We start from the raw sequence: 25,132 nt of genomic DNA on the forward strand, positions 1-25,132 counted from the left end.
CGTGACCGGATTGTGTGATGGGGATTTCGACAGACCCACCCCGGTTCAGAGATTTGGGCGAGGAACGGTGGAAAGAGGGCCGCAAGATACGCGGCCCTTTTCAAACATTATTTGATACGCTGGCCATTCGCTAGGATCTGACCATCCTCGGTGAATTCGATGGTCGAATTCAGTGTGTCCGGTTCTTCGCCCGGAACTGCCATCAGGCCCATCATCATCCGAGCCCCCAAGGCGTCATTGTCTGAAATGATACCCATGCCGATCAGGGTGTCGATCAACTGGTTGGCACCAACAAGTTCCAGGTTCGCAACGCCGCTTGGGCTGGGCAAGCCATCGAATTCTTCGGTGTTCGAGTTGTCGAACGCAAAATCGCCGTCACCTGTCAGTTTCGTACCGACCAGAGACACCAGCAGTTCATTGATTTTCAGAGAATGCAGCTCACCCGGAGCTTCCTCGGACTCGAGGTCAATTTCCGGGTCGAAGATGTTCATCAGAACCTTTGCTGTGCCGGTGGCATCCAGCGCGATTGTCGCGGGATCACGCGGAAGTGCGCCTGCAGGATCGAAAATACCCCACAGTACGTCCGACATCGTGAAATCGGTCAGATTGAACCCCAGACCAAACGGCTGAACTTCGTCCGACTGCTGAACCGGGAACTCAAAGTTAAGCCCGGCATTGGCCATTGAGATTTCAATCGGGAAGGGCAGGTCTGCTGTAGTCACTGCCAGCGTCGTGCTGTTTTGGTCGATGTCATAGACCAGCTTTTCGGCATCGATGGTGGCTGCAAATCGCCCACCTTCCGAAGTACTGTTCATCGAAAATGCCTGGCCTTCGCTGGTTCCACTCAGATCCGTGTTGCCCGACGCGTAGGTAAAGACTCCGTCGAACGCAAAACCGGCTTCGTAAAAGGACTGAGGGTCAGAAAGATCAATGTCTTTCGGAAACACGTTTTCGCCTTCAAATGCCAATTGGTCCAACTGCCCATTGATCAATCCGGTTTCACCGCTTTCAGGGTCCTGAAAGTTCATGTTGTAGGTCAGGCTGGCTGCATTGAATGTCTGTGTGAGATCGCGGTTTTCGCCGATCTGCATCCGCGAGCTGCCGTTCAGATCATTCGCCGCGACCGCCAGGTCAAAGACGTCATCCGGAACCGTTTCGCCGTCAACTGCGATCGAGTCCAGTGAAATACTAAGCATATCGGCATTGTAGTCATAGGTCATGTCTTCGGGGGCGCCCGATACGACCATGTTCAATTGGCTATGAGAATAGGTCACCGTAGCTGCAAAGTCGCCTTCTTCGGCCTGACCCGTGATTTTCATGGGAAAGTTCTCGGGTATGCCGACCGACACAGTCCCGTCGCCGTTTTCGGTCAGCGTCATTTCGGGCATGACCATTTGGAATTGCCCTTCCTCTTCGGGCAGTGCCATTGAAAGCGTCATGTTCGAAATCGTGGTCACACCGTCCGCCGAGCTTTCGTCGCCCGTGATGGTATAGCCCATCGAGGTAAAATAGCCTTGCCAGTTGGACCAGACATCATCAGCCGTCAGGTCGGCAAGCGCGCCCTGAGTGGCAACGGCATAAGCCAAAGCTGCACCGCAGCTGCGGCGGAGAAAAACGGACATAAGGTAACCCTTCTTGATCAATTTGTGGCGCATGGTCGGGTTTGTGACGGGTATCGTCAAGGGGGGGCAAGGGCTGGACCCTTTCCCCGTTTCCGGGCTACGGCTGTAGCCGAAAGCAATTGCAGCGCGTGAGGAGAGGCAGATGCAGGGTAAAACGGTTCTTATTACAGGGGCCAGCCGGGGAATCGGGGCTGAAGCAGGGCGCGTTTTTGCCGCAGCCGGGGCCAATGTGGCTTTGGTGGCGCGCAGCCACGACCAGATCGATGCTTTGGCAGCCGCTTTGGGCGATCAGGCCATCGCTTTGGCGTGTGATGTCAGCGACTTTGCGCAGGTCGAGCAGGCCGTGGCCACCTGTGTCGACCGCTTCGGTGGCTTGGATGTTCTGATCGGAAACGCCGGTGTGATCGATCCGATCTTTCATCTCTCGAACGCCGATACTGAGGCATGGAGCAAGGCCATCGACATCAACCTCAAGGGTGTCTTTTATGGAATGCGCGCCGCGCTGCCGATCATGCGGGCCGCTGGCGGGGGAAGCATTCTGACCATCTCGTCCGGGGCCGCATCAAACCCGGTTGAGGCATGGAGCCATTATTGCGCGTCCAAGGCCGGGGCCAAAATGCTAACGGAATGTCTGCATCTGGAAGAGGCCCATAACGGTATTCGCGCCATGGGCCTGTCACCGGGGACGGTGGCCACGGATATGCAGCGGTCGATCAAGGCCAGCGGCATCAATCCGGTTAGTCAACTGGATTGGGATGTGCACATTCCCGCAGACTGGCCCGCGCGGGCGCTGCTCTGGATGTGTTCCGATGATGCGAATGAGTTTTTAGGCACCGAAATCTCGCTGCGGTTGGAGGATATTCGCAAACGGGTTGGGCTGATATGATCAATTTGATCAAAGCGGATGGCCTGTGGACAGTCACAATCAATAACCCGGGCAAGGCCAACGCTCTGACCGGGGGCATGCTTACCGAACTGGCCGAGATTGCCGAGGCCGCGACTGAGGCGAAGGCGTTGATCCTGACCGGGGCGGGCAAGGTGTTCAGTGCCGGTGCCGATCTTGACGAAGCGCGCGCCGGTCTGGCCACGTCGGATGTCTGGGAACGTCTTTCTGGTGCTATTGCGGCTCTGCCCTGTCTGACTGTTGCTGCACTGAACGGAACTCTGGCTGGCGGGGCCAACGGTATGGCCTTGGCCTGCGATTTGCGTATCGCGGTGCCCTCGGCCAAGTTCTTCTATCCGGTGATGAAGCTGGGGTTTCTGCCGCAACCTTCCGACCCCAAGCGGTTGGCGGCTTTGGTGGGACCGGCACGTACCAAGCTTATTCTGATGGCGGGCCAGAAAATCAGCGCACAAGAGGCATATGATTTTGGTTTGGTGGACCGGATTGTCGAGGCTGATCACCTGATGCAAACCGCACGCGATCTGGTGGCCGATAGCGTCAACGCCGACCCGAAGATTGCCGCCGGAATCGCAAGGTTGTGTTCATGAGGCTGTCGGCCCTGCGCCTGCGGGTCGCTGATCCGCTCAATTTGGCGGCCTTCTATCGCGACATTTTGGGAATGTTTGTCAGGGAAGAAGGGGCTAACGTTCGTGTAGGTTATGCGGGCGAGGATGCAGATCTTCTGTTGCTGCCCGGCGGCGGTGGATACACCCATGACCGAGGCCAGCGCTATTGGAAGATCGGCATAACCGTACCGGATGTTGATCTTGCGGCGACCCATCTGCGCGCGCGGGATGTCCCGGTAAGCGATCCGAACCAGTTCATGGATATCGGCTACATGTGTCATCTGACCGACCCCGAAGGCTTTGTCATCGAGCTGCTGCAACAGGATTTCGAAGGCAACCGGCCTCCGTACGCCGCTGATCCCGATGCGCCCTTCGCGCAGGCGCGGATCGGTCAGATCACGTTGCGGACCGGGGATATCGCGGCTGAAGACACGTTTTGGCGCGCGCAAGGTATGTCATTGTTATCCATGCAAGACGTTGCGCCATATGGATTTGATTTGCATTTCTATGCCTTCACGCAGGAAACGCCTCCAAATCCCGATCTGTGGTCGGTAGAAAACCGCGAATGGCTTTGGAAACAGCCCTATACAACGCTGGAATTTCAGCACGTTGCGGGGGCTCAGTTCGCGCCTGTACCAGATTTTCAGGGCATTGAAATCGAAGGCGTGCCTGAACCTCTGAACGACGCCTTTGGTGATCCGATCCTGCCGGGTTGATTACCGTCCGCGCCGTTTGCCTGGAACCTTTGACCGAAAGCCGGGTGGGCGTTTGCGAACCCAGTTCAGGAACTTTTCAAGCCTTGGATGCGCGCGCAGGGCTTCGACCGTGTTGTAATTGCGCGCCAGTTCGGCCTCGGTCAGTGTGGCATGGACCTCCTTATGGCAGATCTGATGCAAAAGAACGGTTGGCCCGCCCTTGCCTCCTTTGAGTTTTGGGATCAGATGATGCAGGCTGCCGCCTCCGTCGGGGATCGGGCGGTCGCAAAGCGGGCAGATCGGATCGCTGTTCGTCATAATGGTTAGAAACTTGCGCCTGAAAGTGGCGAAGGCAAGAGGATGTGAATGGCGCAGGCAGTGGTAATCGGAGCAGGCCCCGCCGGGTTGATGGCCGCCGAACAACTGGCCGCTGCAGGGCATTCCGTGCTGGTGGCCGAGGCTAAACCGTCAGTCGCGCGTAAGTTCCTGATGGCTGGAAAATCTGGACTGAACCTGACCAAGGAAGAGCCGTTCGATACCTTGATCCGCGCATACGGCGAGGCTGCGGATTGGTTGACTCCAATGGTTTCCGCTTTCGATTCCGATGCGGTTCAACGCTGGGCGCGCGATCTGGGTCAGCCGTTGTTTACAGGCTCAACAGGCCGGGTTTTTCCCGAGGTTATGAAAGCCTCCCCCCTATTGCGCGCCTGGCTGGCCCGGTTAGGAAACGCAAGGGTAGAGGTCAATACCCGCTGGCGCTGGACAGGCTGGGAGGGTGAGGCGCTGAAGTTCGACACCCCCGACGGGGTGCGCAGCGTTTCGACTGATGTCACCGTACTGGCGCTGGGTGGGGCAAGTTGGGCGCGCCTTGGCTCGGACGGTCAGTGGACAGAAGCTCTTGCAAGTAGAGGTGTGGCTCTGGCTCCATTCGAGCCAGCAAATTCTGCTCTTTCCGTAGATTGGAGCGATCATATGCGACCACACTTTGGGGCCGCGTTGAAATCGGTCCGCTGGATGGCAGGCGATTCTGAAAGTCGAGGCGAAGCCGCAATTTCTGCAAAGGGGCTGGAGGGCAGCGGGCTGTATTCGCTCACCCCAGCCTTGCGTGTCGGGCAGTCGTTGTTTGTGGATTTGGTGCCCGATCTGGATCACAAAACCCTGCAGGCGCGCTATGCCGCGAAACGGTCGAAAGTTACTCTGTCTCAGTGGTTTAGAAAGTCACTGAACCTGTCGCCTCAAAAAGCCGCAATTTTCCATGAGATGATGAAACGCAGCGGCACAGCTCAACCAGATCAGTTTGCAGTGTTAAAGAAACTGCCCATCCTGTACGCCGGTCTGCGCCCGATGGATGAAGCAATCTCGACGGCAGGGGGCGTTAAAAGCGCGTCGTTGGATGGCGGCCTGATGCTGACCGCGTTGCCGGGTGTGTTCTGTGCCGGAGAGATGTTGGATTGGGAGGCCCCGACAGGGGGTTATTTGCTGACAGCCTGTCTGGCTACCGGACGGTGGGCTGGTCTGGCAGCCGCAGATTGGCTGGAAAAGACCCGGTAGTTCAACGTGATCGCGCCAGCATCGCAAGGCGGATCATGGCGCGTTCCACCAAGGCCATAGCGGGTGCCGTTTGACCTGCAGACCTAAGCGATAAATCCGTGTCGGTCAGAACCGTCAGCGCAGTTTCCAGCTTCGGTGCGCCCCATCCCTGCGCCTGTCGCAGAATACGGTCCCGCCGCTTGCCATAAACCGGCGGGCGCAGCTTGCCGATACCCTGTGCCGCGCCGCCCGGATCCGAGGCGCAGGCATAAAGCGTTCGAAAATGCCGGGTCGCCCCAATGCACAATGTCACACCATTAGTCCCTTGCGCCTGCAAGCGCCGGATCAATGGTCCGATCTCGCCCGCGCGGCCTTCGGCTACCACATTAAGAACATCGTCCAATGCGGCTTCGGTCGAGCGTGGGGCGCATGCTTCGACGTCTTCGATGGTCAGTTCTGAACTGTCCCCACGCTTGTAAAGCGACAGTTTCTCAACGGTTTGGGCGAAATCGCCGGGGCTGAGGCTGACTGCCAGCTCGCTGATGGCAGACATGACATCGCGGGGTATGTTCTTCAGGCCTGACTTGGTCAGAATCCGTTCCACCTCGGCGCGGGATGGCGGGTCGTCATAGATGCCTACCGCATAGGCTGCGGGGTGTGCTTCGAACGCTTTGCGAATTTTCGAACTGGGTTTCAGTTGCCCGGCCGTAACGACGATCTGGGCGTCTCCGGGGGTCCAATCTTCAAGTGCGGCCAAAATCGCAGGTGCTGCGGTTTCGGTGGCCTCTTCGACAAATACCGCGCGGGGGCCGGGAAAGAACCCAACGGCCTTGACGGCATCCAGCAACAACGCGGGATCACCTCGCAGATCGCTGCCGGGCAGGCGTGTCAGGCGCATTTCCTCTTCGGCACCGGGGCCAAGCAAAGCTGTCAGAACCTGCTGACGCTTGAGCGCGACCCGCATCGCATCCGCGCCATAGATCAGCAACCCGGTCTTGTCCACGTCCGGCTTGGAGAAATATCCATCAGCCTCGCGCGGGCTCAGCTTCATGTGGCCAGATCCGGTTTTGAATTCAATCGGTTCACGATCTGGCTCGATAGAATCACCATCAGGCGGTCTTTGGCGTCGCGCTCATCAGCCAGGGTGGAAACGGTCGAACCCGCGGCGGAATAGGCCACAAAGTCGGTCGCAGTACCCGAAGCCACGATCTGTCCGGTTGCATTGGACCGCAGCGTATACTGGGCCCGCCCGTCAATCGTGTACCGTTGCGTTTCATTCGTCGTGGTAATCGCTGCCCTACGCGTCACGGTTGTGACCCGCACGTCCAATTTGTACTTGCTGACCGCATCAGCGCTGCGGCCCAGTTGCTGTTCCAGATTCTGGACCAGAAGATAGCTGTCGACATTGTTCGGCTCGGACACAGCAACCTTGCCGTAGAGTTGCGAACCCGTTCCCCCAGGTGCGTAGACCGGTTGGAAGCCACAGGCCGCGCCAAGGAAACAGGCGGCCAGCGGCATCAGCAAAAGGGTTCTGCGGTTAAACAACGACATTCACGATCCGACCTGGAACTACGATCACTTTCTTGGGCGCGTTGCCATCCAGCGCCCTTTGCACAGCTTCGGTGCTGAGCGCGATTTTTTCAACCTCGTCCTTGGCCAGATCCTTGGAGACGCTGATTTCCGCGCGACGCTTGCCGTTGATCTGGATCGGAAGGGTAACGGTGTCATCAACTAGCATCGCCTCATCAGCGACGGGCCAGGCTGCGGTGGCAACCAGACCTTCACCACCCAACATGTTCCAAAGCTCTTCAGACAGGTGCGGTGTCATCGGCGACATCAGCTGTGCCAGCGTTTTGGCGGCTTCGCGTTTGGCCCCAGAGCCTGCCTTGGATTTGGCTAGCGTGTTTGTGAAAGCATACAGTTTGGCGATCGAGGCATTGAAGCCAAAGGATTCGACGCCGCCCGAGACATCGTGGATCGCCTTGTGCATCTCGCGCAGCAGGGTTTCGTCTTCACCATTGGCCGGAACGTCCGACTCGACGATTTCATAGGTGATGCGATGTACGCGGCTCAGGTGTTTAAAGGCAGCCTCTGCACCCGAAGCAGTCCATTCCACGTCCCGCTCGGGCGGCGAATCGGACAGTACGAACCAGCGCGCGGTGTCGGCTCCGAAGGCCGAGATAATGCTAACTGGGTCCACCACGTTTTTCTTGGATTTCGACATCTTGGCCGAGGGGGTGATCTCGACCTCAGTGCCATCTGCCAGTTTGCCGTCGGTAACGTCCTCGGGCAGGTGATAGACCGGGCGGCCATTCGCGTCTCTGGTCTGGTAGATCTCATGCGTCACCATGCCTTGCGTGAACAGCGCATCGAAGGGCTCGATGGCCTTTTTCGGTAGGTGACCGGTTATGTTCATCGCGCGTGCAAAGAACCGGGAATACAGCAGGTGCAGAATCGCGTGTTCGATGCCACCAATATACTGGTCGACATTCATCCAGTACTCGGCCTCGGCCGGATCGGTGGGCGTTTCGGCCCGTGGCGCGGTGAAGCGGGCGAAATACCACGACGAATCGACAAACGTGTCCATCGTGTCGGTTTCACGCTTGGCCGGAGCCCCACATTTCGGGCAGGCGCAATCCCGCCACGTCGGGTGGCGGTCCAACGGGTTGCCCGGTTTGTCGAATGTGACATCGTCGGGCAGGCGGACTGGCAGGTTTTCTTTTTTCTCGGGCACTACACCGCAGCTGTCGCAGTGCACAACAGGAATCGGACAGCCCCAATACCGCTGGCGGCTGAGGCCCCAGTCACGCAGGCGGTACTTGGTGACACCTTCGCCCCAGCCAGCGCTCTCTGCAAAGTCGACAGTTGCGTTGATCGCCTCGTCGCCGGTTGCCTCGGTCAGGCCCGCGAAATGGTTCACCCAGCGGACTTTTTCGGTTTTCGGCGGAACGAACGCGATCTTGTCGACCGGCGTGTCATCGTCCAGGGCAAAGAAAGTATCGATCACCGGCAGGTCGTATTTGCGGCAGAAATCAAGGTCGCGCTGGTCATGCGCCGGGCAGGCAAAGATCGCGCCCGTGCCGTAATCCATCAGGATGAAGTTCGCGATCCAAACCGGCAGTTCCCAGTTCGGGTCCAGCGTGTGCTTGACGCGAATACCGGTGTCATAGCCCAGCTTTTCGGCGGTCTCGATGGCCTCTTCGGTGGTGCCGCCTTTGCGGCATTCGGCAACGAATTTAGCAACTTCGGGGTTTTCGGCCTCGAGCTGCTTGGCAATCGGGTGATCCGGCGAGATACCAACAAAGGACGCGCCCAGCAGCGTGTCGGGGCGAGTCGTGTAAACCGTGATTGGGTCGCCACCATCGGTGCGTTCGAACCCGAATTGCAGGCCGCGCGACTTGCCGATCCAGTTTTCCTGCATCAGGCGGACCTTGGCGGGCCAATTGTCCAGCGTGTCCAACGCGTCCAGAAGTTCTTCGGAATAGTCGGAAATCTTGAAGAACCACTGCGTCAGTTCGCGTCGTTCCACCAAAGCGCCCGAGCGCCAGCCGCGCCCGTTTTCCACTTGTTCGTTGGCCAGAACGGTCATGTCGACCGGGTCCCAGTTCACCACCGCGTTCTTGCGGTAAACCAGCCCGGCTTCAAGCATGTCCAGGAACAGAGCCTGCTGTTGGCCATAGTATTCAGGGTCACAGGTGGCGAATTCACGAGACCAGTCAATCGACAGACCCAAAGGCTTCATCTGCCCGCGCATGTCGGCGATGTTGCCATAAGTCCAATCTTTCGGATGGCCACCAATAGCCATCGCGGCGTTTTCGGCAGGCATCCCGAAGGCGTCCCATCCCATCGGGTGCAGTACGTTATGCCCTGTCGCCAGCTTGTGACGCGCAATCACGTCACCCATCGTATAGTTGCGCACATGCCCCATATGGATTCGGCCGGACGGGTAAGGGAACATCTCAAGCACATAATACTTTGGCTTGTCCGCCTTGTGGTTGGCGGTGAAGATTCCAGCCTTGTCCCAGGCCTCTTGCCATTTTGCTTCGATTTCGTTGGCCGAATAGCGCGACATTGTGCGGTCCTTCGTGAATGAAAACGCCGGGTAGGAACCCGGCGTGGTATTAGTGTGATTTTCGGCGGGTTGCTAGAACTTGTTGTCCGCAATGCGTAGCTGACGCGCACGAGACAGAATAGCGTCCTCTACAGCGCGGGTCGTTGCAGCGCTTACAGGTGCCCCGCCGTTGGCTTGCAGAGCAACGGACAACGACCTGGCTGCCAGCGCAGGGTCACTGATATGGACAGTAGCCCGGTATGAACGCCCTCCACCCGGCGGTGTGCCGTAACCCGTTACAATGACACCGGTAAACGGATCGACTTCTTGCACGGGCAGGAAACTCAGCACATCAAGTGAAGCCGCCCACAGATAACGATTCACATTGGTCACCTGCTCAGCTGTGCTACGGTCGAAAATGTCCCAAATTGTCGAACGGTTAGGATCGTTCAACTCGCGCTCATCTGAATTGCCGCCGGCGAGGTTGGGCGTATAGGTCGTCGAGGCGCTTTGATTCTGTCCACATGCCGAAACAGCGGCGGTCAGCATGATCAATCCCAAAATCGTCGGCAGGCGCATTGTAAACCGGTCCTGTTTCACTTGTTCTACGATATTCAGGGGATACTCCTAGCCAAGGACCCCCTCTGCAACAACCCTATTCTTCTGAATTCCTGGCGGGTGGCCGGTATTGGGGGGGGAAGCGGACTGTGGCATCCTTGCACCAATCTGATCCCAATGACGCCGCAGCGCTTATGCCAAGCTTGCGCAAAGGGGGCAAAAAGAGCGAAACGGTGTCCGTGCTGAGACATATGCCGAGGCATGTGTCGAGTAGATAACTCTTTTTGAAACCGAGGGAAACAAGATGAAAAAAGTTCTCTTCGCATCGACGGCGCTGATCGCGACCGCAGGCGTTGCAGCAGCTGAAGTTAACTTCAGCGGTTACGGCCGTTTTGGTATTGGGTACGTTGAAGATCGTATCGGTTCCGTTCCGAACGTGAACACAAATGTGACCACAACCACAATTTCGGGCGGTGTAATTAACGTCAATACCGGTCAAACCACTGTCGGCACCGCAATTGTTGACACTGACGACGCAATCCTGGTTTCGCGTTTCCGTCTGAACATCGACGGCATCGTTGAAACCGACGGTGGCGTTCGTTTCGAAGGTCGTGTTCGTCTGCAAGCTGACGAAGACAGCGGCAACGGTGAAGCAAACTCGGCCGGCCTGAACGGCGCGCGCTTCTCGGTCATCTACGGCGGTCTGCGTGTTGACGCGGGCAACGTTGCAGGTGCATTCGACAACTTGGCAAACTACTATGGCAACGAAGTTGGTTTGGAACTGTTCGCAGGCCAGTATTCGGGTGTTAACTACAGCTTCCTGGGTTACTCGTCGACCGGTTCGGGTGCGAACGCCGTGTTCTTCCAGTACGCCGTTGGTGACTTCGCCTTTGGCGCGTCGTACGACCAGGCGACCGTTGCTCTCAACGGTGTTCCCTCCAATGCTGACCGCTGGGATGTCAGCGCGACCTACACGTTCAACAACATCACCGCCGCTGTGGCTTACGGTCAGACCGACGTAGCTCCCGGTCTTAGCAAACCGAGCCTGACCGTTCTGACTCTGGGTGGTGAATGGGGTGACTTCTCGGGTACTCTGTTCGTGGCAGACGACAAAACCCGAATCGCAGCAACTGACGGCACCGCATGGGGTCTGTCGGCAGCCTACAACCTGGGCGCTGCAACCACCCTGCTGTTCACCTATGGTGACGGTCAAGCTGACCTCGACACTCAGCAGGTCGCAATCGGTGCGATCTACGACCTGGGTGGCGGTGCATCGCTGCGCGGTGGTATCGGTGTAAACGACTGCGACATCTGCGCAGACTCGACCATCGTTGCTGACTTCGGTGCTCAGTTCAACTTCTAAGCTGATCTGAACCGTAAGGTTTGAGGGCGGGTCTTCGGACTCGCCCTTTTCTTTTGTGCCGACTTGGTGTTTTTCTGCGCCAAATACAGATTGAGGATCCCATGTCGCTGCAAGATATCACCGCTCGTATCGCCAAAGCCGAGGCCAGGTCGGGGCGTCCGACAGGCTCTGTTAAACTCATCGCCGTGTCGAAAGTTCAGCCGAATGAACGTGTACAGGCGGTCCTCGAGCAGGGGCACAGGTTTTTCGGCGAGAATCGGGTACAGGAAGCCGTCGGGAAATGGCCGGCCTTCAAAGAACAGTTTGATGGGGTCGATCTGCACCTAATTGGCCCTTTGCAGACCAACAAAGCCCGGCAGGCGATGGAGCTGTGCAACGCGATCCACTCGGTGGACCGTCCTAAACTGGCCAAGACACTGGCGCGATTGGCGCAAGAGATGGGGTCTTGCCCGGATCTGTTCATTCAGGTCAACACGGGTGAGGAGGAACAAAAGGCCGGTATACTTCCCGCGGATGCTGACGGGTTTATCGCCGACTGCAAGGCTTTGGATTTGCCGGTTCGCGGATTAATGTGTATCCCTCCCGTAGACGAAGAGCCTACGCTGCATTTCGCTCTTTTAGCCAAAATCGCCGCGCGCAACGGTCTGGAGGGATTGTCGATGGGGATGAGTGGCGATTTCGAGCAAGCTATCGCTTTGGGTGCAACCCATGTCCGCGTTGGCTCGGCCATTTTTGGCGAACGCGTTAAACCTCAGGAATAATCAGGCGGGTTCCCAAGGCAATGCGCCCCGCGATCCAGTGCAAATGATCCCGACGAAAAGCCACGCATCCTTCGGTTGGATAGCCCGGCCTGCGCCATTGGTGTAAGAAGATTGCTGATCCATCGCCGGGGACGGCGTTGGGCCAGTTCCAGTCTGTCAAAAGAACCAGATCATAAAGCGGGTCGGATCGACGAAGTTTTTCGTGACTAAAGGCGTATGGCGCAGCAACCATATGGTTGTAGTTGCTGTCAGATACGTCATCCGACCATAAATCCTGCGGGCCAATTGGTCGCGCCCAGTAATTCGGTCGTGCAATCCGGTCTGCGCGGTAAAGCATTCCGATAATCCGATGCGCCCCAGTGGGTGTCGCGCCATCACCTTCTCGCTTTGATTTGCTCAAACCGCCTTTTCCAATGGAACAAGGGAAGGTTCTGCCCAGAAACCGAATACCGCGCGGAGTCAGTACAAGGTCACTGGGGGTCAAAGCAGATGCCCCGACTTCGCAGCCTTTGTCGCCAGATAGCCCCGGTTATGCGCTGTTTCACCCACTTTCAGGGGCACGCGTTCGGTCACGGCAATCCCTGTCCGCTCCATCATTGCGATCTTGGCCGGGTTGTTGGTCAACAACCTGACCGAGTTGAAGCCCAGTGACTTCAAAATGTCCGAGCCCAGCCGGAAATCGCGTTCATCATCTTCAAAACCCAGCCTGTGGTTTGCTTCGACCGTGTCAAACCCCTGATCCTGCAGGAAATAGGCCCGCATCTTGTTGGCCAATCCGATTCCGCGACCTTCCTGATTGAGATAAAGCAAGACACCAGCGCCTTCAGATCCCATCTGTGCCAATGCTCCGCGCAACTGCGGCCCGCAGTCGCATTTCAGACTGCCCATCAGGTCGCCTGTAAAGCAGGCCGAGTGCAAACGGGCCAATACCGGCTTGTCCCGATCCGGGCGGCCAATTTCGACGGCATAGTGTTCTTCGCCACCATCTTCTGGCCGGAAAACGTGCAGGCGACCGGCCTCTGACACTTCCATCGGCAATCGGGCGGCAACCACTTCGTGCAATGCGCTACGATCTGCCAGATGCGGTGCGGCGCGCGTGTGATCAATGCAGGTCAGGCCATGCGTGGCAGCAAACGAACGACCGTCTTCTATCGAAACAACGACCGCCGCTGGAAGAATCCGCGCGGACTTTGCCAGCGCGATTGCGATACGATGCAGATTGGCATTGCCCTGCCGCTCGGTCATCAGCGGGCCTTTCATCGGCGCACTCAGGTCGTCCGAAGGGTCAGCCACTGCCTGAACCCAGGTGATATCCGCATCTGCGGGCACCACAACACGTGCTAAATCCCCGTCATAGGCCCGCGCTTTGAGCGTTTCGGCCCTACGCCCGGTTATCGCCACAACCGGTGTCCCTAATGCCTTCAGGTCAGCCAGGCGCTGCGGGCTCAGCGTCTCTGCCGACACTGCAAGCACGCTATAACCGCTGTCGTCGGTCAGTGCCACGGGAACACCCATGCGCAAGTCAGCCCGGGCTCGGGCCAGCAACTCAGTGATATCGGGGGCGAGACTCATCTAGGTTACCCTATTACGTTCAACCCTTCTCCTAGCTCTTTCGGAACGAAATGTGAAACATTTCTGCGAACTCTGACACGAAGGCGTGAGACCGTTGCAGCAAATCTTGTTGATTGCATCTTTCGCGCGCAAGTGATGGAAAAGCGTTTGGAGGACCGGGAAATGGCACAACTCAAAAAAATCCTGTTGGTGGACGATGACGAGGATCTGCGCGAGGCTCTCAGCGAGCAACTTGTAATGACCGAGGATTTCGATGTGTTCGAAGCCTCTGACGGAGCCTCGGCGATGGAACGTGCGCGTGAGGCGATCTATGACTTGGTCATTCTGGATGTTGGCCTGCCCGACACGGACGGGCGCGAGCTGTGCCGCCTGATGCGCAAGCAAGGCGTCAAAAGCCCCATCCTGATGCTGACCGGCCATGACAGCGACGCTGATACCATTCTGGGTCTTGATGCTGGCGCGAACGACTATGTCTCCAAACCTTTCAAATTCCCCGTACTTCTGGCCCGCATCCGTGCCCAGCTGCGCCAGCACGAACAATCGGAAGACGCGGTCTTTGTGCTTGGCCCCTATACGTTCAAACCGGCGATGAAGATGTTGATCACCGAAGATGACCGTAAAATTCGCCTGACCGAGAAGGAAACGAACATTCTCAAGTTCCTGTACCGCTCGACCGACGGCGTCGTGGCGCGGGATGTTCTGCTGCACGAGGTCTGGGGTTATAACGCCGGTGTGACAACCCACACGTTGGAAACCCATATCTACCGTCTGCGTCAGAAAATCGAGCCCGATCCGTCCAATGCGCGCCTTTTGGTCACAGAATCGGGTGGATATCGGCTGGTGTCTTAACTGGGTGTGGATTGATGTGGATCAAAGTGATACTCTGAACTCATAATTAGGTTACTCCCAACCCGCGCATGTCCGGGTCATGACATGCACCTCCCTGTTGGACTGCCGGGCCGAATGGCCCGGCTTTTTTGTGGGGTGGTTGGCAAGATGGCTGCTTTGAGCCCAGCAGAGACATCTCCAAACCCTCGCGTTACAATCGATCGCAATGGAAATGGAACGCCATACCGGAAAAGTATCTAAGATTGTCCGAAGCAGGATTGTTGTGCCGACACAACTGTCGGCCAGTGAGCGTCGAACTCTGTCGCACAAACTGTATTCAGTACATCAAAAGATCTTTGCGGGTGTTTCCGCCGAAGAGTTTCATCAGCACGTGATAGAACCACCGGCAGAAACAACATCCATCCAGCTTTACTGCGCGGCAGACCAACGTGTTATTGGTTATTGTGCAGTTCACCGTTTTCGACGCCAAGTGCATGGGCGCAGCGCCATAGTACTGCGGGCAGAGGCTGGGTTGGAACCTGGGTTTCGCGGGCGCGGCGCAACCTACGGCTTCGGGATCGTACGTGCTTTAACTGAAAAGCTCAGCCATCCATTCACCCCGGTGTACTATCTCGGCACGCTCGTTCATACATCGAGCTATCACCTGTTCTGCAAGTATTTTCGGCGAATTTTCCCGCACCCGGACATTAAACAGCCCGCTGATATTCAGGAAATCGCGCGCCAGCTCATAGAAAGTTTCTCTGATCCGGCAGTTCGTCCAGAAGACCCGTTTGTGCGGGACGTCGGCTGGGTCACTATCGAAACACCGCAAGAAAAACGTCTCAATGAACAGCTTGATCCATCAGACGTGCAGTTCTTTAAGCGACGCAATCCAGGTTTCACGAAGGGTCATGGCCTTGTCGTTCTAGTTCCGATGACCTGGGTCAACCTTTTAGGAGCACTTCTTTCACGTCTTTACGAGCGCGCGCGCATCGCTTCCGGACTTCATAAACCCGACCTTTGATTGAACGGCGGCTTCGTCCGCATAGCGGTCATTCATTGACCTGGCTTTTTGGGGCCTTTTCCCATGGCACCCCATCCCACACCACGCTAACCTCCGTCCAACCGCGACAAAGGAATCCCCCATGCCCTTCACCCTTGCCACCTGGAACATCAACTCGGTCCGCCTTCGCGAGCCTATCGTATTGAAATTGTTGCAGGAAGAAGCGCCGGATGTTTTGTGCCTGCAGGAGTGTAAATCACCTGTCGAAAAGATCCCGACCGAAGGGTTTGCCGAGCTGGGCTATACCCACATGGTTGCACGCGGTCAGAAGGGCTATAACGGCGTCGCGATCCTGTCGCGCCTGCCGATGGAAGAGGTGGGCGACAAGGACTTCGCCGGTCTTGGCCACGCCCGCCATATTGCCGGGCGGTTGGAGAATGGTGTCACCATCCACAACTTCTATGTCCCGGCAGGTGGTGACGTGCCGGATCGGGAGGTGAATGAGAAATTCGGCCAGAAGCTCGACTACCTCACCGAAATGCGCGACTGGTTCCATGCGGAGAAGCCCGAGAAATCCATACTGGTCGGCGATCTGAACATCGCCCCGCGTGAAGACGATGTCTGGTCGCATAAACAACTGCTCAAGGTTGTCTCGCACACACCGATCGAGGTTGAGCACCTGGCCGAAACACAGGACGCAGGTGGTTGGGTCGACATTACGCGGCAGGATATACCTGAGGGTCAGCTGTACAGCTGGTGGTCTTATCGGGCGCGCGATTGGGACGCAGCCGATAAAGGGCGGCGGCTGGATCATGTCTGGGCCACGCCGGATATTTCCAACGCGGGCCATTCCAGCCGCATCCTGCGGGACGCGCGCGGGTGGGAAAAGCCCAGCGATCATGCTCCGGTCTTTGCGACCTTTGACGTCTGAGATGTAACTCTGCCCTTGGTTTCTGCGGCAAGCGATTGCATATAGGGCGCAAGTTCGAACGAAAGAGTGATTGCCATGGACCTTCTGAACGGCGCAGATTCCCCCGCCACCGATCTGATCAAAGACGGGAGCGAGGCCACTTTCATGGCCGACGTGGTCGAAGCTTCGCAGGAAACGCCAGTAATTGTTGACTTCTGGGCACCCTGGTGTGGTCCGTGCAAAACGTTGGGCCCGATGCTGGAAGAGGCTGTTACCGCCGCGAAAGGCGCGGTGAAGATGGTCAAGATCAACGTGGATGAGGCGCAGATGATCGCCTCGCAAATGCGGATTCAGTCGATCCCAACCGTCTATGCCTTTTTCAAGGGCCAACCGGTCGATGGGTTTCAGGGCGCGCTGCCAGGGTCCGAGATCAAGGCGTTTGTCGACCGTGTGATCGAAGCGGCTGGCGGTGAAAGCCCGGGCGGCCAGTTGGATGATGCAGTGCAAGCCGCCGAGGAAATGCTGACCGAAGGCGCGGCTGCGGACGCGGCGCAAACTTTTGCGGCCATTCTGGGTGAAGACCCGAACCACGCAGCAGCCTATGGCGGTTTGGTGCGGGCACATATCGCAACCGGCGATCTGGAACAGGCCGAGGCGATTCTGAATGGCGCCCCAGCTGAGATTTCGACATCCGCCGAGCTGGAGGCTGCACATGCACAACTTGCGCTGGCCAAACAGGCCGCGGATGCAGGCCCCGTCGCCGAGTTGACGGCTGCTGTTGAGGCTGATCCTGGCAACCACCAAGCCCGGTTCGATCTGGCCCAGGCCCTGCATGCGAACGGCGATGTGGAAGAGGCTGTGGCGCAACTGTTGGAGCTGTTCCGCCGGGATCGCGAATGGAATGACGGCGCGGCCAAAACCCAGCTTTTTACTATCTTTGATGCACTCAAGCCCAATGATCCGATTGTTCTGAACGGTCGCCGCAAACTCAGCTCGATGATATTTGCCTAATCCCCGATCAGAGCTAGAATTGGGTACATGATTCATCCCGCCGACTTGCCGGATACGGTATCCGTTTTTCCATTGCCCGGGGCACTGCTATTGCCCCGGTCGCCTTTGCCTCTGCACATCTTCGAGCCGCGCTATCTACAGATGCTGGACGATGCGCTGAAAACCAAGGAAAGGCTGATCGCGATGGTTCAGCCGAACCCATCGGTCAGCGACGAGAACAAGCTGCACCGTATTGGCTGTGCGGGGCGGGTGACGCAGTTTTCCGAAACAGAAGACGGCCGGTATCTGATCACGTTGACCGGAGTGTCCCGCTTCCGAATTGTGTCAGAGTTGGACGCGTTCACACCCTATCGCCGGTGTGCTGTCTCGTGGGATGGATTTGATCGCGATCTTGGTAAGGCCGAGAAAGACGACGGGTTCAATCGCCCGAAATTCCTGACCCTTCTGGAACGTTTCTTTTTGTCCCGGCAATTGTCGACCGATTGGGAGTCAATGAAAGACGCTGAAGATGAGTTGCTTGTGAACTCATTGTCTATGCTTTTGGATTTCGATCCCGAAGAAAAACAAGCTCTTTTGGAGGCCCCCTGCCTGCGTACCCGGCGCGAGACGCTGGTGACGCTGATTGAATTCGCCATGCGCGGCGGATCAAACGAGGAAAAACTGCAATGACTGACACTGACCACGCTTTCGACCGCCGTATGCTCGAAGCGCTGATCTGCCCGCAGACACACACAACGTTGCGTTATGACGCAGAAAAACAAGAGCTGGTGTCCAAAGCTGCCGGGTTGGCCTTTCCCATCCGCAACGGGATCCCGGTCATGTTGATCGATGAGGCGCGGCAGCTCGACTAGATAGCTCGCCCTTGCAACAGCTTGGGCAGATCTCCGGTCAATCCTGCGGCCTCACGAACGAAGCCACGGCGCAATCCGGGCAATGACCCGACAATTCCCATTCCAATATCCCGCCCGAGGCGCAGCAGGGGGTTATCGTTGGAAAACAGCTTGTTGAAGACATCCGTCGCCATCGCAAGCGAGGCGGTGTCAAAGCGGCGCCATTCCTGATAGCGCTCCAACACTATGACCGAGCCGATATCCTCGCCGCGCCGCCCGGCCAGTGTCAGAACCTCGGCCAATGCGCCGACGTCGCGCAGGCCGGCATTTAGCCCTTGGCCTGCAATTGGGTGCATCCCGTGCGCGGCATCGCCGACCAGTGCCATGCGGTCACTGATGAAGGAATTGGCGATGGTCAGGTTCAGCGGGTATGTGAAACGGTCGCCTGCCAGACGGATATCACCCAGGAAATCGCCGAACCTTGGGCGTAGCACTTGCAGATAATCTTCTTCAGACATGGCGTTGATCCGTGCTGCAGCCTCGGTACGCTCACTCCAGACGATAGAGCTGCGGTTTCCGGTCAGCGGCAGAATCGCAAGCGGACCGGGGGGCATGAAGAACTGATGGGCAATGCCATTGTGCGGCAGATCATGTTCGATGGCACAGACCAGCGCGGTCTGACCATAATCCCAACCGGTGCGTTTAATACCCGCCCGTGACGCGGTGTCACTGCGGCGGCCGTCGCACCCAACCAGCAGGCCGCCGCCCACGGTTGTGCCGTCGTCCAACGTTAAGGTCACTTCGGTGGCGTCGGCTTGTTGGGATACAACTGTCTTACCGCTTATCTGGGAGATGCGCGGCGCCTCTGCCATTGCGTCCAGAAAAGCGCGGCGCAGATGGCGGTCTTCGACCATATACCCCATCGGGCCTTCTTCGATCTCGGCATGATCAAAATGCATGAAAAACGGCGATGGCCCTGTTCCGGCATGGCCATCTGTGACCTTGATTTCCAGCATTGGCTGAGCGTGTTCAGCAACGCGATCCCATACGCCGATCGCATCCAGCAGCCGTTGCGACGCCAGGGCCAGCGCATAGGCACGACCGTCAAATGCCGCATTCTTGCGAACCTTTTCCGCCAGCGCATCAATCACCGTGACCGAGTGCCCGGTTTGTGCCAGTGCCAGCGCCAAGGCTGGGCCGTTCAGCCCGCCGCCCACAATCAGAATGTCAGATGCCTGTGTCATGCCCTGCAATATGCGCGCCCTTTCGGGATTGTCCATGTGCAGTCCTGTCGCTACCGTCACCCAAAGCCGAAAAATCAGGAGGGGTGAGATGCAGGATTGGTTGACCATGACCGCGTGTGATTTGGGCCGTGGCATTGGGATGGGTCAGATTGACCCGGTTGAGCTGACGGAAACCTACCTGTCAGCCATCGACTCTCATCCGCATCGGGACCGCATCTATGCCCGCGTCACCCACGACCGCGCCCGGTCCGAGGCTGAAGCAGCCCAGCAACGCGCCAAACTGGGCCTGCGTCGGTCTTTGCTGGACGGCGTTCCGATCAGTTGGAAAGACCTATTCGACACAGCGGGCACTGTGACCGAGGCGGGTTCGGCGTTGCTAAAAGATCGTGTGCCGGATGCGGATGCGCTGGTGTTGTGCAATGCGACTCAGATGGGCACCGTCTGTCTAGGCAAAACGCATATGAGTGAGCTGGCATTCTCTGGTCTGGGTCTTAACCCGATTACCGAAACGCCGCCTTGCGTTCATGATGAAGCCGCTGTCCCCGGTGGGTCGTCTTCAGGGGCTGCGGCTTCGGTTGCGTGGGGTTTGGCGGCTTGTGGAATTGGATCGGACACGGGCGGGTCGGTGCGTATTCCGGCGGCGTGGAATGACCTTGTGGGATTGAAAACCACTGTCGGGCGGCTGAGCCTGGAAGGTGTGGTGCCGCTCTGCTTGCGGTTTGATACGGTCGGGCCTCTGGCGCGGTCAGTCGCGGACGCAGCGCATATGCTGGCTCTGCTTGAGGGTGGAACGCCAGCCGATCTGCGCGGTGCGTCGCTGAAAGGCCGGCGCTTTGCCGATTTGCAGAACATCGCCAAGGACGATCTGCGTGACACACCGGGTAAGGCATATGAGGATGCCCTTGCAAAACTTGCGGATGCGGGGGCTGAAATCGTGCCTTTAGAGGTGCCTGCGCTGAACGAGGCCATGACCCTGACCAGCATCGTTTACACGACCGAGGCCTATGGGCTGTGGCGCGATGTGATCGAAGCCAATCCCGAAGCGATGTATCCTGAGATTCTTGAACGGTTCCGTATTGGCATGGGATTCTCTGGCCCCGACTATGTGGCCGCCTGGTCCAAGCTCAAGGCTTGCCGCACCGCATGGGACGCAGCAACCGCCGGTTTTGATGCGGTTCTGGCCCCCACGGCCCCGATTCTGCCGCCTAATCTGGAACGGTTGATGAGCGACCACGACTACTACGTGACCGAGAATCTACTGGCCCTACGCAACACGCGGATTGGCAATCTGATGGGTCTTGCAGCGCTGAGCCTACCCACCGGAACCCCCAGTTGCGGGTTGATGATGTTGGGTTATCCCGGCTCGGAAGAGGCCCTTTTGCGGCTGGGCTCAGCAGCAGAAGCGGTACTGGCCTGAATGCCACAATCCCCTGATTCGGAACCTCTTTGTCTGGACGAAGAGGGGCCCGGGCTGTAACCTGCCAAAAAAACGGGGCGTAAATGACCCCGATATTGAGGCAGTACTATGGATTTCCCCGAGCGGTTTTCGAACCTACCGGCTTATGCATTCCCGCGTCTGCGCGCCCTGTTGGATCATCACCAGCCGGGCGGTGACGTCGTTCACATGACGATTGGCGCACCCACACATGATTTTCCGGCCTGGGTGACGGATGTCATCATGGAAAACGCCTCTGGGTTTCAGGGCTATCCGCCAAACGAAGGTTCAGAAGACCTGCGTGGTGCGATCACGGATTGGATTCATCGCCGCTATGGCGTTCAGATGGACCCGGATGCCAAAGTGATGGCGCTGAACGGCACCCGTGAGGGGCTTTACAACGCCGCTATGGCGCTGTGTCCGGAACAGAAGAACGGCCAGCAACCGATCGTCCTGTGCCCGAATCCGTTTTATCAGGTCTACATGGTCGCTTCGCTTTCGGTCGGGGCGCAGCCCTATTTTGTACCCGCCACCGACGCAACGGGTCATCTGCCAGATTATGCCGGCCTGCCCGCGGAGGTGCTGAATCGCACCGCTGTGGCCTATATCTGTTCGCCTGCCAATCCGCAGGGGGCTGTTGCTTCGCGTGACTACTGGGGCGAACTGATCCGTTTGGCCGAGCAATACGATTTCCGCATTTTTGCCGACGAATGCTATTCTGAGATTTACCGGGACAAGGCCCCGACGGGCGTTTTGACCGTCGCGCAAGAATTGGGCGCTGATCCTGAACGGATCACACTGTTCAACTCGCTTTCCAAACGTTCGAACCTGGCCGGGTTACGGTCGGGGCTGATCGCGGGCGGGCCGGAGACGATCAAACAGGTCAAGCAATTGCGCACCTACGCCGGGTCGCCTTTGCCGCTGCCCTTGCAGGCTGCCGCGGCAAAGGTGTGGGCAGATGAAGAACACGTCCGCGAGAACCGCGCGCTCTATCAGGAAAAATACGCCATCGCGGATGAAGTCTTCGCGGGCGTGCAGGGATACATGTCGCCTGAGGCCGGGTTCTTCTTGTGGCTGCCGGTCGACAATGGCGAAGACACCGCATTGAAGGTCTGGAAGGACACCGGGGTTCGGGTCCTGCCGGGCGCATATCTTTCACAAGGTGATCCGGGGAATAACCCGGGCAAAGGCTTTATCCGGGTTGCATTGGTAGCCCCAAAAACAGAGTTGCAGCGTGGTCTGATCACACTCCGCGACTGCATCTATTCGTGAGGTACGAGGGCAAAATGGCATCATATAACGCGCGCAATCGCGATCCATTGTTGGACAGCACCACGCAAGCCGCCTTGGAGCGGCGCAGCAAGGAACTGATCGGCATCGCCCTGATCCTGCTGGGTTTGGCTGCGGCGGCGATGATTTGGTCCTACACGCCCGATGATCCGAACTGGATGGTTTCGACCGACGCGCCGGTGCAGAACTGGATGGGGCGTATAGGCGCATCGATCGCAGCGCCCCTTTTCATGATTGTGGGCTGGGGAAGCTGGGGTGTTGCCCTTGTTCTGATCGGCTGGGGTATGCGTTTTGCGGGTCATTTCGGTGAAGACCGCGCCATCGCCCGGTTGATTTTTGCCCCGATATGGATTGCCGTTGTTTCGGTCTACGCTGCGACCCTTGTTCCCGGTGCCGAATGGCGCGCGACGCACAGCTATGGTCTGGGTGGTCTGTTCGGCGACACGGTTATGGGCGCGTTGCTGACGCTTTTGCCGATCTCGTCGCATTTTCTGGTCAAGCTGATGTCGCTGGCCATGGCGGTCGGGATGATCGCGCTGGGTATTTTTGTTCTGGGCTTTACCAAAGCCGACGTGAAACGCGGCTTCCGTGCGTTCCTTTTGGGTTTGGTGATGGCCTACGACCTGCTGATGAATCTGCTGGGCCGTGGTGCCTCGGCTACTGCACAGGCGGCTCGGGATCGACAGGCGCAATGGAAAGAGCACCGCGCCGCGCGGGTGGAACCTGTTTTGAATGATGACATCGCCTTCGGCGATCCCGTCTTTGAAGAACTGGAAGAAGAGCCCGAACCTGCGCCCAAAACCGGCCTGCTGGCGCGTATGCCGTCGTTGATCCGCCGCCCGGAACCGATGCCTGAGCCCGAGTTGGTCGATCCCGAACCGATTGCGGGCTTTGACGAAATGCCCGGCGAAGATCGCATCCGCTCAAAAATCTCGGCTGCTGTGCGCAATCGCAAAGTAGCAACAGGTGAGATGACGCCCGAGCCGGATCCGAACCTGCCTTTGACCAAAGGCCGAGGCCGTCGGCCCGACCCGTTGATCCTGAATGCGCATCAGCCGGATGAATTGCCGGCCGAGCCACCGGTTACCGCCAGCGGGTTGCCGCCCGAACCCCCGATGACAGCAGGTGCTGCACCCGAGTGGCATGATCCGGCCCCGGTCGAGTATGCGCCCGAAGCGATCCAAGGCCATTATGCACCGGACCCCGAACTGGACGATGAACCGCTTGTTGAGGATATGGCGGAACCCGTGCCGCAGTCGCGCCCTGCGATGAAGATCCCAGTGGCGGAGCCGCGCAAACCCGTGGTCGCGCAACCGGTGCGCCGCGCACCGCCGCCGTCGCGCCGCGCACAGGCCGAGGCACAACCTGCGTTGTCTTTTGAAGAAAAGCACTCGGATTTTGAACTGCCCCCGCTGGGATTGTTGTCAAACCCAGCCAGCATTCAACGCCATCATCTGAGTGATGAGGCGTTGGAAGAAAACGCGCGGATGCTGGAGAACGTGCTGGATGACTATGGCGTCAAAGGTGAGATCGTCAGCGTGCGCCCCGGTCCCGTTGTCACCATGTACGAACTGGAACCGGCACCGGGCCTGAAGGCCAGCCGTGTGATTGGTCTGGCCGATGACATTGCGCGTTCCATGTCGGCGCTGTCGGCACGGGTTTCGACCTTGCCGGGCCGTTCTGTCATCGGCATTGAACTGCCGAACGAAAACCGCGAGATGGTGGTTTTGCGCGAAATCCTCGCCAGCCGTGACTTTGGCGACGGCAACCACGCACTGCCGCTGGCGCTGGGCAAGGACATCGGTGGTGAATCCGTTGTGGCCAACCTGGCCAAGATGCCTCACCTGCTGATCGCAGGTACGACCGGCTCGGGTAAGTCGGTGGCGATCAACACCATGATCCTGTCGCTGCTGTACAAGCTGTCGCCGGATGAATGCCGCCTGATCATGATCGACCCGAAGATGCTGGAATTGTCGGTGTATGATGGCATCCCGCATCTGCTGTCCCCTGTCGTCACCGACCCGAAAAAGGCGGTCGTGGCCTTGAAATGGGTCGTGGGTGAGATGGAAGACCGCTATCGCAAGATGTCCAAAATGGGCGTCCGCAACATCGCGGGCTACAATGGCCGTGTGAAGGACGCGTTGGACAAAGGCGAAATGTTCAGCCGCACGGTGCAGACCGGGTTTGATGATGAGACCGGCGAGCCGACCTTTGAAACCGAAGAATTCGCCCCCGAGGCGATGCCTTATATCGTTGTGATCGTCGACGAAATGGCCGACCTGATGATGGTCGCAGGCAAGGAAATCGAAGCCTGCATCCAGCGTCTGGCGCAGATGGCGCGGGCCTCGGGCATTCACCTTATCATGGCCACGCAGCGTCCGTCGGTTGACGTGATTACCGGCACGATCAAGGCAAACTTCCCAACGCGAATTTCGTTCCAGGTGACATCGAAAGTCGATAGCCGCACGATCTTGGGCGAGATGGGTGCCGAACAACTGCTGGGGCAGGGCGATATGCTGTACATGGCGGGTGGCGCCAAGATCACCCGCTGCCACGGTCCTTTTGTGTCTGACGAGGAGGTCGAGGAAATCGTCAACCACCTGAAGCAGTTTGGCCCGCCCGATTACATGAGCGGCGTGGTCGATGGCCCGGCCGAGGAAAAGGCAGAAAACATCGATGCCGTTCTGGGTCTGAATACCGGTGGCAACACGAACGGTGAGGATGCTCTGTACGATCAGGCAGTGGCGATTGTGATCAAGGATCGCAAATGCTCGACCTCGTATATCCAGCGGAAACTTGCCATTGGCTACAACAAGGCTGCCCGGCTCGTTGAGCAGATGGAGGACGAAGGCGTTGTTTCTGCGGCAAATCATGTCGGTAAACGCGAAATCCTAGTCCCTGAACAGTAAGATATTTAATA

Annotated in this window: 24 protein-coding genes; 15 read left to right on the top strand and 9 right to left on the bottom strand. The window is 58.0% G+C overall.

What is annotated here, in order from left to right:
• Positions 1-107: 107 nt before the first annotated feature.
• A complete protein-coding gene (locus I9187_RS02085; RefSeq protein ID WP_171620077.1) occupies positions 108-1,622 on the bottom strand; it encodes a DUF2125 domain-containing protein in 1,515 nt (504 codons plus the stop codon).
• 142 nt (positions 1,623-1,764) lie between these two features.
• Between I9187_RS02085 and I9187_RS02090 the strand changes: the two genes are divergently transcribed.
• Genes I9187_RS02090 through I9187_RS02100 form a run of 3 tightly spaced genes read left to right on the top strand, consistent with a single transcriptional unit; the run spans position 1,765 to position 3,847 of the window.
• Positions 1,765-2,508: an SDR family oxidoreductase gene (locus I9187_RS02090; RefSeq protein ID WP_171236087.1), complete on the top strand. Its 744-nt coding sequence runs from the start codon at positions 1,765-1,767 to the stop codon at positions 2,506-2,508.
• Positions 2,505-3,113, top strand: coding sequence for an enoyl-CoA hydratase/isomerase family protein (locus I9187_RS02095; RefSeq protein WP_209509687.1), 609 nt, complete (start codon positions 2,505-2,507; stop codon positions 3,111-3,113). The genes I9187_RS02090 and I9187_RS02095 overlap by 4 nt, the downstream gene beginning before the upstream one ends.
• Positions 3,110-3,847: a VOC family protein gene (locus I9187_RS02100; protein WP_209509686.1), complete on the top strand. Its 738-nt coding sequence runs from the start codon at positions 3,110-3,112 to the stop codon at positions 3,845-3,847. The genes I9187_RS02095 and I9187_RS02100 overlap by 4 nt, the downstream gene beginning before the upstream one ends.
• On the opposite strand, the gene I9187_RS02105 is transcribed toward I9187_RS02100, so the two are convergent.
• Positions 3,848-4,144 carry an HNH endonuclease gene (locus I9187_RS02105; RefSeq protein WP_171180292.1) on the bottom strand — a complete coding sequence of 99 codons (297 nt, stop codon included), beginning with the start codon at positions 4,142-4,144 and terminating at the stop codon, positions 3,848-3,850. It abuts the gene before it with no gap.
• 48 nt (positions 4,145-4,192) lie between these two features.
• On the opposite strand from I9187_RS02105, the gene I9187_RS02110 reads away from it, so the two are divergent.
• Positions 4,193-5,377 carry a TIGR03862 family flavoprotein gene (locus I9187_RS02110; RefSeq protein WP_209509685.1) on the top strand — a complete coding sequence of 395 codons (1,185 nt, stop codon included), beginning with the start codon at positions 4,193-4,195 and terminating at the stop codon, positions 5,375-5,377.
• Between the two features lies 1 nt (position 5,378).
• On the opposite strand, the gene holA is transcribed toward I9187_RS02110, so the two are convergent.
• From holA to I9187_RS02130, 4 genes are all read right to left on the bottom strand, one after another.
• Positions 5,379-6,407 (bottom strand): DNA polymerase III subunit delta, encoded by a 1,029-nt coding sequence (gene holA / locus I9187_RS02115; RefSeq protein ID WP_209509684.1) that lies wholly within the window; start codon positions 6,405-6,407, stop codon positions 5,379-5,381.
• A complete protein-coding gene (lptE, locus tag I9187_RS02120; RefSeq protein ID WP_171180286.1) occupies positions 6,404-6,907 on the bottom strand; it encodes an LPS assembly lipoprotein LptE in 504 nt (167 codons plus the stop codon). Before lptE ends, holA begins: the two co-directional genes overlap by 4 nt.
• Positions 6,894-9,428, bottom strand: coding sequence for a leucine--tRNA ligase (gene leuS / locus I9187_RS02125; RefSeq protein ID WP_171180284.1), 2,535 nt, complete (start codon positions 9,426-9,428; stop codon positions 6,894-6,896). Before leuS ends, lptE begins: the two co-directional genes overlap by 14 nt.
• A gap of 72 nt (positions 9,429-9,500) precedes the next feature.
• Positions 9,501-9,986 (bottom strand): DUF3576 domain-containing protein, encoded by a 486-nt coding sequence (locus I9187_RS02130; protein ID WP_171180282.1) that lies wholly within the window; start codon positions 9,984-9,986, stop codon positions 9,501-9,503.
• 283 nt (positions 9,987-10,269) lie between these two features.
• Between I9187_RS02130 and I9187_RS02135 the strand changes: the two genes are divergently transcribed.
• Together I9187_RS02135 and I9187_RS02140 are read left to right on the top strand one after the other, a co-directional pair.
• Positions 10,270-11,328: a porin gene (locus I9187_RS02135; RefSeq protein WP_171180280.1), complete on the top strand. Its 1,059-nt coding sequence runs from the start codon at positions 10,270-10,272 to the stop codon at positions 11,326-11,328.
• A gap of 101 nt (positions 11,329-11,429) precedes the next feature.
• Entirely contained in the window at positions 11,430-12,089 is a 660-nt protein-coding gene (locus I9187_RS02140; protein ID WP_171727858.1) for a YggS family pyridoxal phosphate-dependent enzyme, read from the top strand.
• Here the strand turns inward: I9187_RS02140 and I9187_RS02145 are convergent.
• The gene (locus I9187_RS02145) at positions 12,073-12,573 is read right to left on the bottom strand and encodes a L,D-transpeptidase family protein (protein ID WP_171180275.1); all 501 of its coding nucleotides are present in this window, start codon (positions 12,571-12,573) and stop codon (positions 12,073-12,075) included. The genes I9187_RS02140 and I9187_RS02145 overlap by 17 nt on opposite strands.
• Positions 12,570-13,661, bottom strand: coding sequence for a GTP cyclohydrolase II (gene ribA / locus I9187_RS02150; RefSeq protein ID WP_171180273.1), 1,092 nt, complete (start codon positions 13,659-13,661; stop codon positions 12,570-12,572). The genes I9187_RS02145 and ribA overlap by 4 nt, the downstream gene beginning before the upstream one ends.
• A gap of 162 nt (positions 13,662-13,823) precedes the next feature.
• Between ribA and I9187_RS02155 the strand changes: the two genes are divergently transcribed.
• The 6 genes from I9187_RS02155 (at position 13,824) to I9187_RS02180 (ending at position 18,264) form a co-directional block, all read left to right on the top strand.
• On the top strand, positions 13,824-14,510 hold the full coding sequence (locus I9187_RS02155; RefSeq protein ID WP_171180271.1) for a response regulator transcription factor: 687 nt from the start codon (positions 13,824-13,826) through the stop codon (positions 14,508-14,510).
• A gap of 211 nt (positions 14,511-14,721) precedes the next feature.
• Positions 14,722-15,513, top strand: coding sequence for a hypothetical protein (locus I9187_RS02160; RefSeq protein ID WP_245222914.1), 792 nt, complete (start codon positions 14,722-14,724; stop codon positions 15,511-15,513).
• A 121-nt stretch (positions 15,514-15,634) separates the two neighbouring features.
• Positions 15,635-16,423 carry an exodeoxyribonuclease III gene (locus I9187_RS02165; protein WP_171180266.1) on the top strand — a complete coding sequence of 263 codons (789 nt, stop codon included), beginning with the start codon at positions 15,635-15,637 and terminating at the stop codon, positions 16,421-16,423.
• A gap of 75 nt (positions 16,424-16,498) precedes the next feature.
• On the top strand, positions 16,499-17,413 hold the full coding sequence (gene trxA / locus I9187_RS02170) for a thioredoxin (RefSeq protein ID WP_171180264.1): 915 nt from the start codon (positions 16,499-16,501) through the stop codon (positions 17,411-17,413).
• A 27-nt stretch (positions 17,414-17,440) separates the two neighbouring features.
• Positions 17,441-18,082: an LON peptidase substrate-binding domain-containing protein gene (locus I9187_RS02175; RefSeq protein WP_171180262.1), complete on the top strand. Its 642-nt coding sequence runs from the start codon at positions 17,441-17,443 to the stop codon at positions 18,080-18,082.
• Positions 18,079-18,264, top strand: a complete 186-nt coding sequence (locus tag I9187_RS02180; RefSeq protein WP_171180252.1) for a Trm112 family protein — start codon at positions 18,079-18,081, stop codon at positions 18,262-18,264. The genes I9187_RS02175 and I9187_RS02180 overlap by 4 nt, the downstream gene beginning before the upstream one ends.
• Here the strand turns inward: I9187_RS02180 and I9187_RS02185 are convergent.
• Positions 18,261-19,523 (bottom strand): FAD-dependent monooxygenase, encoded by a 1,263-nt coding sequence (locus tag I9187_RS02185; protein WP_245222917.1) that lies wholly within the window; start codon positions 19,521-19,523, stop codon positions 18,261-18,263. The two genes, I9187_RS02180 and I9187_RS02185, sit on opposite strands and share 4 nt — an antisense overlap.
• 52 nt (positions 19,524-19,575) lie before the next feature.
• Between I9187_RS02185 and I9187_RS02190 the strand changes: the two genes are divergently transcribed.
• The 3 genes from I9187_RS02190 (at position 19,576) to I9187_RS02200 (ending at position 25,121) form a co-directional block, all read left to right on the top strand.
• The gene (locus tag I9187_RS02190; protein ID WP_171180250.1) at positions 19,576-20,904 is read left to right on the top strand and encodes an amidase family protein; all 1,329 of its coding nucleotides are present in this window, start codon (positions 19,576-19,578) and stop codon (positions 20,902-20,904) included.
• A 108-nt stretch (positions 20,905-21,012) separates the two neighbouring features.
• On the top strand, positions 21,013-22,194 hold the full coding sequence (locus I9187_RS02195; RefSeq protein WP_209940048.1) for an aminotransferase class I/II-fold pyridoxal phosphate-dependent enzyme: 1,182 nt from the start codon (positions 21,013-21,015) through the stop codon (positions 22,192-22,194).
• Between the two features lie 14 nt (positions 22,195-22,208).
• Complete coding sequence (locus tag I9187_RS02200; protein ID WP_171180246.1) at positions 22,209-25,121, top strand: DNA translocase FtsK; 2,913 nt, start codon at positions 22,209-22,211, stop codon at positions 25,119-25,121.
• The last annotated feature ends 11 nt before the right edge of the window (positions 25,122-25,132 follow it).

The sequence above is a fragment of the Ruegeria sp. HKCCE4148 genome (assembly GCF_017872495.1).
In the GTDB taxonomy this organism is placed as follows: Bacteria; Pseudomonadota; Alphaproteobacteria; order Rhodobacterales; family Rhodobacteraceae; genus Ruegeria.